The following is a 12,140-nucleotide window of genomic DNA, read 5'->3' as shown; positions in this document are numbered from 1 at the left end:
AACCGAGACGCGGGCGTTCTCACCAGTGATGTTCGGAGACGCCCGCGGGTAACCCCGAGAGGCGTTTCCGTGTCACCCGAAGAAGTCGTCACCAAGCTCCGTGCCGCCGGCTGCGTGTTCGCCGAGGACGAGGCGGAGCTCATCCTCTCCACCGCCGCCGACCCCGGCGAACTGGCCGCCATGGTGGCCAGGCGGGCCGAGGGCTTTCCCCTGGAGCAGGTCGTGGGCTGGGCGGAGTTCTGCGGTCTGCGCGTCCGCATCGATCCCGGCGTGTTCGTGCCGCGCCGCCGTACCGAGTTCCTGGTACGGCGGGCCGCCGCGCTGGCCCCCGGCCCGGGAGTGATCCTCGACCTGTGCTGCGGCTCCGGCGCCATGGGCGCCGCGCTGGCCGTCCTGACCGGCGGCGAACTGCACGCGGCCGACGTCGACCCGGCGGCGGTCGCCTGCGCGCGCCGCAACCTGGGTGAGAACGTGTACCTGGGCGATCTGTTCGACCCGCTGCCGCCGAGGCTGCGCGGCCGGGTGGACGTCCTGCTGGCGAACGTCCCTTACGTCCCGACCGCCGACCTGGCCCTGCTGCCGACCGAGGCCAGGGACCACGAGCCCCGGGTCACGCTGGACGGCGGCCCCGACGGCCTGGACGTGCTGCGGCGGGTCACCGAGGGCGCGCCGCGCTGGCTGGCCCCCGGCGGGCTGCTGCTGTTCGAGACCAGCGAACGCCAGGCCGGCCAGGCCGTCGACGCGGTCACCGCCAGCGGGCTGAAGGCGCGGGTGCTGCGCTCCGAGGAGTTCCACGCGACGGTGGTCACGGGCCTGCTGCCCTGACGGTCAGGCGGGCAGGCGCAGGGTCACCGAGAGCCCGCCCTCGGGGCGGGGCTTGGCGGTCACGGTGCCGCCGTGGGCCTCGGTGATCGCCCGCACGATCGACAGGCCAAGGCCCGCGCCCCGCCCGGACTGCACCCGGTCGCCGTTGCGCCGGAACGGCTCGAACAGGTCGTCCACCTCGAACGGGGAGACCACCGGCCCGGTGTTCTCGACGGTGACGGTTCCGCCGCCGCCGTACGACTCGCGCAGGGTGATCCACACCTGCCCGCCGCGGACGTTGTACTTGATCGCGTTCTCCACCAGGTTGAACACGCAGCGCTCCAGGAACAGCGGATCGCCCTCGGCCACGGCGGGCCGCAGGTCCTCGACGATCGTCACCCCCCGCTTGGCCGGCGTGAGCTCCAGCGCGGTGCGTACCACCCGCTCCAGCTGGACGGGTTTGCGGGTGGTCAGCTCCTGCTCCGACTGGGCGAGCAGCAGCAGGCCCTCGATCAGCCGCTCGTAGCGCGCGTTGGTGCCGAGCAGCGCCCTGGCCAGCGCCTTCAGGTCGGGAGAGGCTTCCGGCTCCTCCAGCGACACCTCCAGCACCGTCCGGTTGATCGCCAGCGGGGTGCGCAGCTCGTGCGAGGCGTTGGCGATGAACCTGCGCTGCGCGTCGAAGACCCGGTGCAGTCGGCCGAGCATCGCGTCGAAGGTGTCGGCCAGCCGCTTGACCTCGTCCTGCGGGCCCTCCAGCGCGATCCGCTCGTGCAGCGTGCTCTCGGACAGGCGCTGCGCGGTCTCGGTCACCCTGTTCAGCGGCTTCAGCGCCCGGTCGGCGACCAGGTAGCCGATGACCACCGCGGCCAGCCCGATCATCACCATGGCGCTGACCGACCACTGCAGGATCTCGTTGAGCGCCTTGTCCGCGCGCTGTCCCACCTCCGCCTGCGCCTGAACCTGGGCCTGGAAGAACAGGGCGTCCTTGGTCTGGGCATTGGTCTGGGGCGGCGGCGGCCCGGTGCCGATGACCTTGACGAACTTCGCGTCAAGCGAGCGGGCGGTCAGCAGATAGGTGATCCACAACAGTGCCGAACCGGCGACGAAGAACAGGCCGCCGTAGATCAGGGTGAGCCGCATGCGCAGCCCGAGCCGCTTCACAGGCGATACCCCTGGCCGGGAACGTTCGTGATCACGCCGGGCGCGCCGAGCTTCCTGCGCAGCGAGGTCAGCGTGACGCGCAGCACCCCCGTGCCGCTCTCCGCGAACTCGTCCCACACGCTCTTGCGCAGCCCGGTCGACGTGATCAGCTCGCCGTCCGCGCGCAGCAGCTCGTGCAGCACGTCGAACTCCTTGCGGTTCAGGCTCACGTCCCTGCCGTCGCGGGTGACCGTACGGCAGGCCGGGTCCAGCCGGATGCCCGCCCGCTCGACGACCGGCGCGCTCGCCCGGCCCGTACGGCGGGCCAGCGTACGCACCCTGGCCACCAGCTCGGCGAACGCGAACGGCTTCACCAGGTAGTCGTCCGCGCCGAGCGTCAGCCCGTCCACCCGGTCGTGCAGCTGCCCGGCGGCGGTGAGCATGATGATCCGGCTGCGCGCCATGAGCTCGCGGCAGACGTCGTCCCCGTGCACCTCGGGCAGGTCCCGGTCCAGCACGATGACCGAGTAGTCGACGTAGGAGGCCAGATCGAGCGCCTCCTGCCCGTCGTAGGCCACGTCGACGGCCATCGCGTTCAGCCGCAGCCCCCGCGCGATGGCGTCGGCCATCTGTTCCTCGTCTTCCACGACAAGCACCCGCATGCTGCAAAGACTCACCGACGCGGTGTTAGCGGGGAGTAAGTCCGGCGGCTTATCCGCGTTTAGCACCCGCTCCGATGAAGTGCGGTGCCATGAACCTTCGCCTCATTCCGGCCGCAGCGGCCATGCTCCTGGCGCTCGCCGCCTGCGGCTCGACCAGCGCCACCACCGGCACCGGCGCCACCACCGCCGGCGCCTCCGCCAGCCCGTCCGGCAACGCCCGCGACGCCCAGCTCAAGTTCGCCCAGTGCATGCGGGAGAACGGCGTCGAGATGGACGACCCCGCCGAGGACGGCCGTATCCAGTTCAAGGTCGGTCAGGGCACCGACCGCTCCAAGGTCGAGAAGGCGCAGAAGGAGTGCCAGAAGCACCTCAAGGGCGTCATGGGCGACCAGGGCGGGGCCATGGACCCGAAGCGCCGCGACCAGATGGTGAAGTTCGCCCAGTGCATGCGGGAGAACGGCATCAACGTCCCCGACCCCACGGCCAACGGCGGCATCATGATGACCGGCGGTCCCGGCGACGAAGAGAAGATGAAGAAGGCCCAGGAGGCCTGCAAGGAGTTCCAGCCGGGCGCGGAGAAGCAGTCGTGAGAAAGCTCCTGGCAGCGGCGGCGGTCGCGCTCGTGGGCGCGGCCGCCGCGTGGACGGCGACAGCCGTACTGAGTGACAGTGGCACGGGAACGGCGGCGCCCACCCGCCCGCCTGCGCCGGCCACCGCGGAGATCACCAAGCAGGACCTCGTCGACACCCAGACCGTGGACGGCACGCTCGCCTACAACGACGAGCGCGCCATCACCACCGACGCCCGGGGCACCGTGACCTGGGTGCCGGAGGAAGGCACGCTGGTCAAGCGCGGCCGCTCGCTGCTCAAGGTGGACCGCAAGCCCGTCACGCTCATGTACGGCAAGCTGCCCCTCTACCGCACCCTGGAACGCGGCGTCGAGGGCCCGGACGTGACCCAGCTGGAGCGCAACCTCAAGGCGCTCGGCTACGGCGACGACCTGACCGTCGACGACGAGTTCACCTACGCCACCTACCTGGCCGTCCTCGAATGGCAGGAGGACCGCGACCTGGAGGAGACCGGCAGGGTCGACGCCACGCAGGTCGTCTTCCAGCCCGGCGAGGTACGCGTCGGCGACGTCAAGGCCACCGTCGGCGGCAAGGCGATGCCCGGCCAGGAGGCGCTCAAGGTCACCGGCACCCAGCGGCTCGTCCACGTCGACCTCGACACCGACGAGCAGCATCTGGCCAGGAAGGGCGCCAAGGTCACCGTCGAGCTGCCCGGTGGCGAGCGGGCCAAGGGCAAGATCACCGAGGTCGGCACCGTCGCCCAGACCTCCGGCCGCGACGACGACAAGACGACCACCATCGACGTGGACATCACGCTGAACAAGAAGCCCAAGACCAAGCTCGACCAGGCGCCCGTGGACGTGGAGCTGGAGAGCAAGCGGGTCAAGGGCGTGCTGACCGTCCCGGTCGAGGCGCTGCTGGCCACCCGCGAAGGCGGCTTCGGCGTCGAGGTCGTCGACGGTTCCGGCAGCCGTGTGGTGCCGGTCGAGCTCGGCGCGTTCGGCAGCGGCCGGGTCGAGGTCACCGGCTCAGGCCTCGCGGAGGGCATGAAGGTCGGGGTGCCCACGGCATGAGCGTCATCGAGCTCCGCGAGGTGACCAAGACCTACAACGGCGACGTGCACGCGCTGCGCGGCGTGGACCTCAAGGTCGACTACGGCGAGCTGGTCGCGATCGTCGGGCCCTCCGGCTCCGGCAAGTCCACGATGCTCAACCTGATCGGCACGCTCGACCGGCCGACCAGCGGGATGGTACGCATCGCCGGGCACGACATCTCCAAGCTGAGCGACCGTGAGCTGTCGGCGCTGCGCGCCAAGAACCTGGGCTTCGTCTTCCAGCAGTTCCACCTGGCGCCCGGCGTCAGCGCGCTGGACAACGTGGCCGACGGCCTGCTCTACACCGGCACGCCCCGGCGCGTACGCCGCGAGAAGGCCGCCGCGGCGCTCGAACGCGTGGGCCTGGGCCACCGGCTCGGCCACCGGCCCAACCAGCTGTCCGGCGGCGAGCAGCAGCGGGTGGCCGTCGCCAGGGCGGTGGCGGGCGACCCGCCGCTGCTCCTGGCCGACGAGCCGACCGGCAACCTCGACTCCGCCTCCGGTGCCGAGGTCCTGCGCATCCTGGGCGAACTGCACGCCTCCGGCACCACCATCGCGATCATCACCCACGACATGGACGTGGCCGCCTGGTGCCCGCGCCAGGTCAAGGTGCGGGACGGAGCCGTGTCATGAAGCCCGCCAGGCTCAGCCCGTCGGACGTCCTGCGGGTCGGCGCGGCCGGCCTGCGCAGCCGTCCGACCAGGGTGGTGCTGTCCGCGCTCGGCATCGCGATCGGCATCGCCACGATGATCGCGGTCATCGGGATCTCGTCGTCCTCCAGGGAGCAACTGCTGCGCCAGCTCGACCAGCTCGGCACCAACCTGCTCACGGTCTCGGCCGGGCAGACGCTCTTCGGCCAGCAGGCCCAGCTGCCCGAGGACGCCGCGGGCATGGTCGAGCGCATGGAGCACGTGCAGACCGCCGGGGCCACCGGCGCCATCAAGACGAGCGTGCGCAGGACCGGCCACATCCCTGAGGCGGTCACCGGGGGCATCGCCGTACAGGCTGCGACGGTTCCGCTGCTCAAGACCCTGGAAGGCAGCGTGGTGGAGGGGGCCTGGCTCAACGCCGCCACCGGCCGCCAGCCGGCCGTCGTGCTCGGCGCCAAGGCCGCGGAACGGCTGGGCATCACCAGAACCGGCGTGCGGGTGTGGATCGGCAACCGCTGGTTCACCGTCCTCGGCATCCTCGGCCCGATGCCGCTGGCACCGGAGATCGAGCGCTCCGCACTGGTCGGCTTCTCCGCCGCCGAGAAGTATCTGGGCTTCGACGGTCACCCGACCACCATCTACGAGCGCTCCGACGACGCGGCGGTCGGCGCGGTCCGCGAGGCCCTGCCCCGCACCGTCAACCCGGAGAACCCGAACGAGGTGGAGGTCAGCCGTCCTTCCGACGCGCTGGCCGCCAAGGCCGCCGCCGCGGGCGCCTTCACCAACCTGCTTCTCGGCCTGGGCGCGGTGGCCCTGCTGGTGGGCGGGGTGGGAGTGGCCAACACCATGGTCATCTCCGTCCTGGAACGCCGCAAGGAGATCGGCCTGCGCCGCTCACTGGGCGCCACGAGGGGACAGGTCCGCGTCCAGTTCCTGGCCGAGTCGCTGCTGCTGTCGGCGCTGGGCGGAGTCGCGGGGGCCTTCCTGGGCGCCGTGGCCACCGTCGGCTACGCCGTCTCCCGCGACTGGCCGCCCGTGGTCCCGCCCTGGGCGATCGGCGGCGCCGTGGCCGCCACCCTCCTCATCGGCACCATCGCCGGCATCTACCCGGCCATGCGCGCCGCCCGCCTGTCCCCAACCGTCGCCCTGACGGTCTAGCGATGGCGGCATCTCTTCCAGCGCGGCCCGGAGCCGATCGGCCCCTGGGCCGCGCGGGGCGGCGGGCAGGACTGTAGGCGGTCAGGCGGTGCGGGCGATGGCCTCGGTGATGGACTTCATGCCGTGGCGGCGCAGCCGGCGGCTCAGCTGGCGGTTGATGCGGGAGGGCCAGAACGGGCCGTTGTAGATCCAGCCCGTGTAGCCCTGGACCAGGGTGGCGCCGGCCAGCAGGCGTTCCCACACGTCGTCCACGTCCTCGACGCCGCCCACGGACACCAGCGTGAGGCGGTCGCCGACCCTGGCGCGCAGGCGGCGCAGGACCGCCAGCGAACGCGCCTTCAGCGGGCGGCCGGACAGGCCGCCCTGCTCGCCGTCGTGCCTGATCGTGGTGTTGGTCGCGATGATGCCGTCGAGCCCCAGCTCAAGGGCGAGGTCCGCCACGGCGTCGACGTCCTCGTCGGCGAGGTCCGGCGCGATCTTCACCAGCAAAGGTGTACGGCGCGCCGTCCCGTCGGCCACCTCCTTCACGGCCGACAGCAGGGGCCGCAGCAGCTCGACCGCCTGCAGGTTCCGCAGCCCCGGGGTGTTGGGCGAGCTCACGTTGACCACGAGGTAGTCGGCCAGCGGCGCGAGCCGCCTGGCGCCGGCCACGTAGTCGGCGGCGGCGTCGGACTCCGGCACCACCTTGGTCTTGCCGATGTTGACCCCGATCACCACCGGCAGCCCCCGCGGACGGCGCAGCCGCCGCTCGGCCGCGGCGGCGCCGTGGTTGTTGAACCCCATCCGGTTGATGATCGCGGCCTGCCCGGCCCGGCGGAACAGCCTCGGCCGGGGGTTGCCCGGCTGCGCGTGGGCGGTGATGGTGCCGACCTCGACGTGCCCGAATCCGAGCGCGGAGATCGCCTCGGCGCAGGCGGCGTCCTTGTCGAACCCGGCGGCCAGCCCGAACGGCCCGGGGAAGTGCACCCCGAACGCGCTGACCCGCAGCGCCGGGTCGTGCGGCGCGAGCCATCGGTGCAGCAGGCGCTTGGCGAACGGCAGCGCGGACAGCACGGCCAGCGCGCGGACGGTGGCGTGGTGCACGCTCTCGGCGTCGAAGCGGCGCAGGACGAGCGTGAAGAAGAGGCGGTACATCACAGGTCAGGCTACCAATCCGGCCTCGTGGGCGATGATCGCGGCCTGCACTCTGTTGCGCACGCCGAGACGGGTCAGGATGGCGCTCACATACGCCTTGACGGTGCCTTCGACGATGAAGAGCCTGGCGGCGATCTCGGCGTTGGAAAGTCCGGCGCCGACGAGGGCGAGGACCTCGCGTTCGCGTTCGGTGAGCGGCTCGATGCGGTCGCGGGCCGCGGCGCCGCGCGACATCTGGCCGCCGGCGAGCTGGGTGATGACCCGCTGGGCCACCTTGGGCGAGAGGTAGGCGGCGCCGTCGGCGACGGCGTGGATGCCGGCCAGGAGTTCGCGCGGGTCGCCGGACTTGAGCAGGAAGCCGCCGGCGCCGACGTCGAGCGCCTTGGCGATGTAGTCGTCCTCGCCGAACGTGGTCAGGATGACGACCGCGCTGCCCGGCGCCGCCCGGCGAATCTCGGCGGCGGCGGCCAGGCCGTCCATCCTGGGCATGCGGATGTCGAGCAGGACCACGTCGGGGTGGTGGCTGATGGCCAGGTCGACGGCCTCCTTGCCGTCGGCGGCCTCGGCGACCACCTCAAGCTCGGGATCGGTGCCGAGGATGGCCTTGATGCCCGCCCTGATCATGGCCTCGTCGTCGGCGAGGAGGATGCGAATCACGGTCTCTATCTTGGCCCCTGGCAGTGCCGTACAAGAGGGAGGTCCGGCGGGCGGTATCGTCCGACGCATGAGCACTCACTATGACGTCGTCGTTCTCGGCGCTGGACCCGGGGGATACACGGCTGCGGTCCGCGCCGCCCAGCTTGGCCTCAAGGCTGCGGTCATCGAGGAGAAGTACTGGGGTGGCGTCTGCCTGAACGTGGGCTGTATCCCGTCCAAGGCGCTGCTGCGCAATGCCGAACTGGCCCACATCTTCACCAAGGAGGCCAAGACCTTCGGCATCAGCGGCGAGGTCACCTTCGACTACGGCGCCGCCTTCCAGCGCAGCCGCAAGGTGGCCGACGGCCGCGTCAAGGGCGTGCACTTCCTGATGAAGAAGAACGGCATCACGGAGTACAACGGCCGTGGCCAGTTCCTCGACGCCAACACCCTGCAGGTGAACGGCGAGACGGTCACCTTCGGCCACTGCATCATCGCGGCCGGCGCCACCACCCGGCTCATCCCGGGCACCTCGCTGTCGGAGCGGGTCGTGACGTACGAGGAGCAGATCCTCAGCGAGGACCTGCCGGGCAGCATCATCATCGCGGGCGCGGGCGCCATCGGCGTCGAGTTCGCCTACGTGCTGCACAACTACGGCGTCAAGGTGACGATCGTGGAGTTCCTCGACCGGGTCGTGCCGCTTGAGGACGAAGAGGTCTCCGCGGAGCTGGCCAAGCGCTACAAGCGGCTCGGCATCGAGGTGCTCACCTCGACCCGCGTGGAGAACATCGAGGACACCGGCTCCTCGGTCAAGGTCACGGTCACCCGCGACCAGCAGACCCAGGTGCTCGAAGCGGACAAGGTCCTGCAGGCGATCGGCTTCCAGGCGCGGGTCGAGGGCTACGGCCTGGAGAAGACCGGGGTCGCGCTCACCGACAGGGGCGCCATCCAGGTGGACGGCCGGGGCCGTACCAACGTGCCGCACATCTACGCCATCGGCGACGTCACGGCCAAGCTCATGCTGGCGCATGCCGCCGAGGCCATGGCGGTCGTCGCGGCCGAGACGATCGCGGGTGCGGAGACCATGGAGATCGACTTCGCGATGGTGCCGCGGGCCACGTACTGCCAGCCGCAGGTCGCCAGCTTCGGATACACCGAAGCCCAGGCCCGCGACCTGGGTTACGACGTCAAGGTGCAGAAGTTCCCGTTCACCGCGAACGGCAAGGCCCACGGCCTGGGCGACGCCAACGGCTTCGTGAAGATCATCGCGGACGACACCCACGGCGAGATCATCGGCGCCCACCTGATCGGTCCCGAGGTCACCGAGCTGCTGCCCGAGCTGACCCTGGCCCAGCAGTGGGACCTCACCGTGCATGAGGTGGGACGTAACATCCACGCCCACCCCACGCTCGGCGAGGCCGTCAAGGAGGCCGTCCACGGTCTGGCCGGCCACATGATCAACATGTAGGTGCCTACAGGTAGGCGATGCCGACGCCGACCAGCACGACCGAGGCGAAGCCGGCCACCGCTCGCAGCGTGTTCCACCCCGTCCACCGGGGCGAGTACTCCGGGTAGGTCATCGTGCCCGCGTCGAGCTTGTTGTTCATCGGCACGTTGATGGCGACGGTGACCAGGAACGAGCCGACGAAGTTGACGCCCGCGGCGAGGAAGAACCACAGGGCGGCCGGGGAACCCGCGAGGAACCCGGCCGCCAGGGCCGCGACCGGAGCCCCCATGAAGGGGATGTAGAGCCACGGGTTGAGGATCTTCCGGTTGATGCTCCGCATGGCCGTCTCGGCCTGGGCGGGGTCGATCGCGTTGAGTCCGGGCATGACCGACATCGAGAAGGTGTAGAAGAGGCCGGCGATGGCGCCGTGCAGGACGAGAGTGATCAGAGCGAGTGTCATCATGCGACTATCGTGGCGTACTCGCCCTGAGACGGTCCATGGTCTGAACGCTTGATCGCATACGAGCGCGTCTACTTCATCCGGGCCGCCATGCCGTCGATCAACAGGTCGAGCCCGTACTCGAACCGGGCCTCCCCGTCGGGGTCGGTCAGCTCGTCCACATAGGTCACGAGCATGGGAAACCGCTCGGGCGGCAGCGATCTGTAGTAGTCCTTGATCTGGCCCACGAAGCTGTTGAGGTAGGCTTCCCGGTCGTTCAGGCCCTTGGCCCGCATCCGCGCGTAGTGCTGCGAGCCTTCGTAGGCGTCGCCGGCGATGTACAGCGACAGCCGGTCCACCCCGAACGAGGCGTCGCGCGGATCCATCCCCGCCGAGATCAGCAGCGTCATCATGTACTCGCCGAGCCGCAGCGCGTTGGGCCCGGTCGGCACGGTCGCCATGGCCGCCCTGGCGATGTCGGCGTGGCGGCCCAGGACCCGGTGCGACTCCATCGCGTACTCACGCAGTTGCGCCTTCCAGTTGGCCGGGTCGGCCTCGCCTACCTCGATCTCGCCGAGAACCAGGTCGTAGATCAGCTCCAGTAGTTCGTCCTTGCTGGACACGTGCGCGTACAGCGAGGCCGGGCCCGTGTCGAGCTCCTGGGCGACTCTGCGCATGCTCAGCGCGTCGAATCCTTCCGCGTCGAGGATCCGCAACCCGGTCTCCACGATCAACGCCTGACTGAGCTGCTGCTTCACCGGCCTGGGTGACTTGCGCCACGGCGGGGTGGGCAATGACGTCATGTTTCCTCCTCCCGGAACAGTGTACTTGACACGAACGCCGTTCGTCATTAGAACAGTGTCCGTACACGAACGCTGTTCGTCCTAAGAACGTTGTTCCTGCCAAGGAGTTCGCATGACCGTCACCGCCCCCGCGGAGACCTCCACCGGCACCCAGCCCTACAGATGGCGCTGGGTCGCCCTCTTCGTCATCCTCGCCGCCGAGGTGATGGACCTGCTCGACGCGCTGATCACCACGATCGCCGCCCCGACCATCCAGCGTGAGCTGGGCGGCTCGAACGCGATGGTCCAGTGGCTGACCGCCGGCTACGCGCTGGCCATGGCCGTCGGCCTGATCACCGGAGGCCGCCTCGGCGACCTCTACGGCCGCAAGCGCATGTTCGTGATCGGCGCCTTCGGCTTCACCGCCGCCTCACTGCTGTGCGGCATCAGCGGCACCCCCGAGATGCTGATCGTCTTCCGCGTCGTCCAGGGGTTGTTCGGCGCCGTGATGATCCCCCAGGGCCTCGGCCTGATCAAGGAGATGTTCCCGCCGAAGGAGATCGGCAAGGCGTTCGCCGCCTTCGGGCCCGTCATGACCATCTCGTCCGTCGGCGGCCCCGTGCTGGCCGGCTGGCTCATCGACGCCGACCTCTTCGGCACCGGCTGGCGCATGATCTTCCTGATCAACCTGCCGCTCGGCCTGGCCGCCGCGTTCGCCGCGATCAAGTTCCTGCCGGAGTACAGGCTCTCCAACGCCACCAAGCTCGACCTCGTCGGCATGCTCCTGGTCTCGGTGGCCGCGTTCCTGCTGATCTTCCCGCTCATCCAGGGACAGGAGCACGACTGGCCCGCCTGGACCTTCGTCTCCATGGCCGCCTCGATCGTCGTCTTCGCCCTCTTCGGCCGCTACGAGAGCGCCCGCGTCCGCGACGGCAAGGACCCGCTCGTCGTGCCCGCCCTCTTCCGCAAGCGCGCCTTCACCACCGGCCTGGTCGCCGGGCTCGCGTTCTTCTCCGGCATGGTCGGGTTCGGCGTGGTCTTCAACCTGTTCACCCAGGTCGGTCTCGGCTGGGGACCGCTCCAGGCCGGCATGGCCGGCCTCCCGCAGGCCATCGGCGGCGTGATCGGCTTCGGCCTCGCGATGTCCGGCCTGCAGGCCAGGTTCGGCCGCGGCCTCATGCAGGCCGGCTCGGTCGTGATGGCGCTCGGCGCGGCCGTCCTCGCCCTGTTCATCCACCTGAACGGCACGCAGATCGGCTACTGGGAGCTGGCCCCCGGGCTCGCCCTGGTCGGCATCGGCATGGGCCTGACCATGGCCCCGTTCTTCGACATCATCCTGGCCGGCGTCGAACCCCACGAGTCCGGCTCGGCCTCCGGCACCCTCACCGCCGTCCAGCAGCTCGGTGGCGCGCTCGGCGCCGCCGTACTCGGGACGCTGTTCTTCAACCTGCTCAAGAGCCGGATGGCCTTCCCCGACGCGCTCCAGATCACGATCGCCGTGGAGATCGGCCTGCTGGCCGCCACGTTCGCGCTCTCGTTCCTGCTCCCCAGGTTCGCCCGCGAAGAAGGACACTGAGGTTGTACGGCAAGCGCCCTCGTCATACCGGCCGGGGGCATACGCTTGTT

The 12,140-nt window shown here is 70.3% G+C and carries 13 protein-coding genes; 7 read left to right on the top strand and 6 right to left on the bottom strand.

The annotated features are described in order from the left end of the window. Positions 1 to 69 precede the first annotated feature (69 nt). Complete coding sequence (locus tag ACIBI5_RS39095) at positions 70 to 825, top strand: putative protein N(5)-glutamine methyltransferase (protein ID WP_397254414.1); 756 nt, start codon at positions 70 to 72, stop codon at positions 823 to 825. A 3-nt stretch (positions 826 to 828) separates the two neighbouring features. On the opposite strand, the gene ACIBI5_RS39090 is transcribed toward ACIBI5_RS39095, so the two are convergent. Next, complete coding sequence (locus tag ACIBI5_RS39090) at positions 829 to 1,965, bottom strand: sensor histidine kinase (RefSeq protein WP_397254412.1); 1,137 nt, start codon at positions 1,963 to 1,965, stop codon at positions 829 to 831. Next, positions 1,962 to 2,606, bottom strand: coding sequence for a response regulator transcription factor (locus ACIBI5_RS39085; RefSeq protein ID WP_397254410.1), 645 nt, complete (start codon positions 2,604 to 2,606; stop codon positions 1,962 to 1,964). The genes ACIBI5_RS39090 and ACIBI5_RS39085 overlap by 4 nt, the downstream gene beginning before the upstream one ends. Before the next feature lie 89 nt (positions 2,607 to 2,695). Here ACIBI5_RS39085 and ACIBI5_RS39080 point away from each other — a divergent pair, with 89 nt between their 5' ends. Genes ACIBI5_RS39080 through ACIBI5_RS39065 form a run of 4 tightly spaced genes read left to right on the top strand, consistent with a single transcriptional unit; the run spans position 2,696 to position 6,076 of the window. Further along, the gene (locus tag ACIBI5_RS39080) at positions 2,696 to 3,196 is read left to right on the top strand and encodes a hypothetical protein (protein ID WP_397254408.1); all 501 of its coding nucleotides are present in this window, start codon (positions 2,696 to 2,698) and stop codon (positions 3,194 to 3,196) included. Further along, positions 3,193 to 4,248 carry an efflux RND transporter periplasmic adaptor subunit gene (locus ACIBI5_RS39075; RefSeq protein ID WP_397254406.1) on the top strand — a complete coding sequence of 352 codons (1,056 nt, stop codon included), beginning with the start codon at positions 3,193 to 3,195 and terminating at the stop codon, positions 4,246 to 4,248. Before ACIBI5_RS39080 ends, ACIBI5_RS39075 begins: the two co-directional genes overlap by 4 nt. Further along, complete coding sequence (locus ACIBI5_RS39070) at positions 4,245 to 4,901, top strand: ABC transporter ATP-binding protein (RefSeq protein ID WP_397254404.1); 657 nt, start codon at positions 4,245 to 4,247, stop codon at positions 4,899 to 4,901. Before ACIBI5_RS39075 ends, ACIBI5_RS39070 begins: the two co-directional genes overlap by 4 nt. Beyond that, positions 4,898 to 6,076 carry an ABC transporter permease gene (locus tag ACIBI5_RS39065; RefSeq protein WP_397254402.1) on the top strand — a complete coding sequence of 393 codons (1,179 nt, stop codon included), beginning with the start codon at positions 4,898 to 4,900 and terminating at the stop codon, positions 6,074 to 6,076. Before ACIBI5_RS39070 ends, ACIBI5_RS39065 begins: the two co-directional genes overlap by 4 nt. A gap of 81 nt (positions 6,077 to 6,157) precedes the next feature. Here the strand turns inward: ACIBI5_RS39065 and ACIBI5_RS39060 are convergent, their stop codons facing one another. Together ACIBI5_RS39060 and ACIBI5_RS39055 are read right to left on the bottom strand one after the other, a co-directional pair. Continuing rightward, the gene (locus ACIBI5_RS39060) at positions 6,158 to 7,210 is read right to left on the bottom strand and encodes a quinone-dependent dihydroorotate dehydrogenase (RefSeq protein ID WP_397254400.1); all 1,053 of its coding nucleotides are present in this window, start codon (positions 7,208 to 7,210) and stop codon (positions 6,158 to 6,160) included. A gap of 6 nt (positions 7,211 to 7,216) precedes the next feature. Further along, complete coding sequence (locus tag ACIBI5_RS39055) at positions 7,217 to 7,867, bottom strand: response regulator (protein ID WP_397254398.1); 651 nt, start codon at positions 7,865 to 7,867, stop codon at positions 7,217 to 7,219. 67 nt (positions 7,868 to 7,934) lie between these two features. Here ACIBI5_RS39055 and lpdA point away from each other — a divergent pair, with 67 nt between their 5' ends. Next, positions 7,935 to 9,314: a dihydrolipoyl dehydrogenase gene (gene lpdA / locus ACIBI5_RS39050; protein WP_379614076.1), complete on the top strand. Its 1,380-nt coding sequence runs from the start codon at positions 7,935 to 7,937 to the stop codon at positions 9,312 to 9,314. Between the two features lie 4 nt (positions 9,315 to 9,318). Here the strand turns inward: lpdA and ACIBI5_RS39045 are convergent, their stop codons facing one another. After that, complete coding sequence (locus ACIBI5_RS39045; protein WP_397105595.1) at positions 9,319 to 9,756, bottom strand: DUF1772 domain-containing protein; 438 nt, start codon at positions 9,754 to 9,756, stop codon at positions 9,319 to 9,321. A 68-nt stretch (positions 9,757 to 9,824) separates the two neighbouring features. Next, positions 9,825 to 10,535, bottom strand: coding sequence for a TetR/AcrR family transcriptional regulator (locus ACIBI5_RS39040; protein ID WP_397254396.1), 711 nt, complete (start codon positions 10,533 to 10,535; stop codon positions 9,825 to 9,827). A 112-nt stretch (positions 10,536 to 10,647) separates the two neighbouring features. Between ACIBI5_RS39040 and ACIBI5_RS39035 the strand changes: the two genes are divergently transcribed. Continuing rightward, positions 10,648 to 12,090: a DHA2 family efflux MFS transporter permease subunit gene (locus ACIBI5_RS39035; RefSeq protein WP_397254394.1), complete on the top strand. Its 1,443-nt coding sequence runs from the start codon at positions 10,648 to 10,650 to the stop codon at positions 12,088 to 12,090. The last annotated feature ends 50 nt before the right edge of the window (positions 12,091 to 12,140 follow it).

The sequence above is a fragment of the Nonomuraea sp. NPDC050540 genome, from assembly GCF_044457485.1.
GTDB lineage: Bacteria > Actinomycetota > Actinomycetes > Streptosporangiales > Streptosporangiaceae > Nonomuraea.
This window is presented reverse-complemented; position numbering and strand designations above follow the sequence as displayed.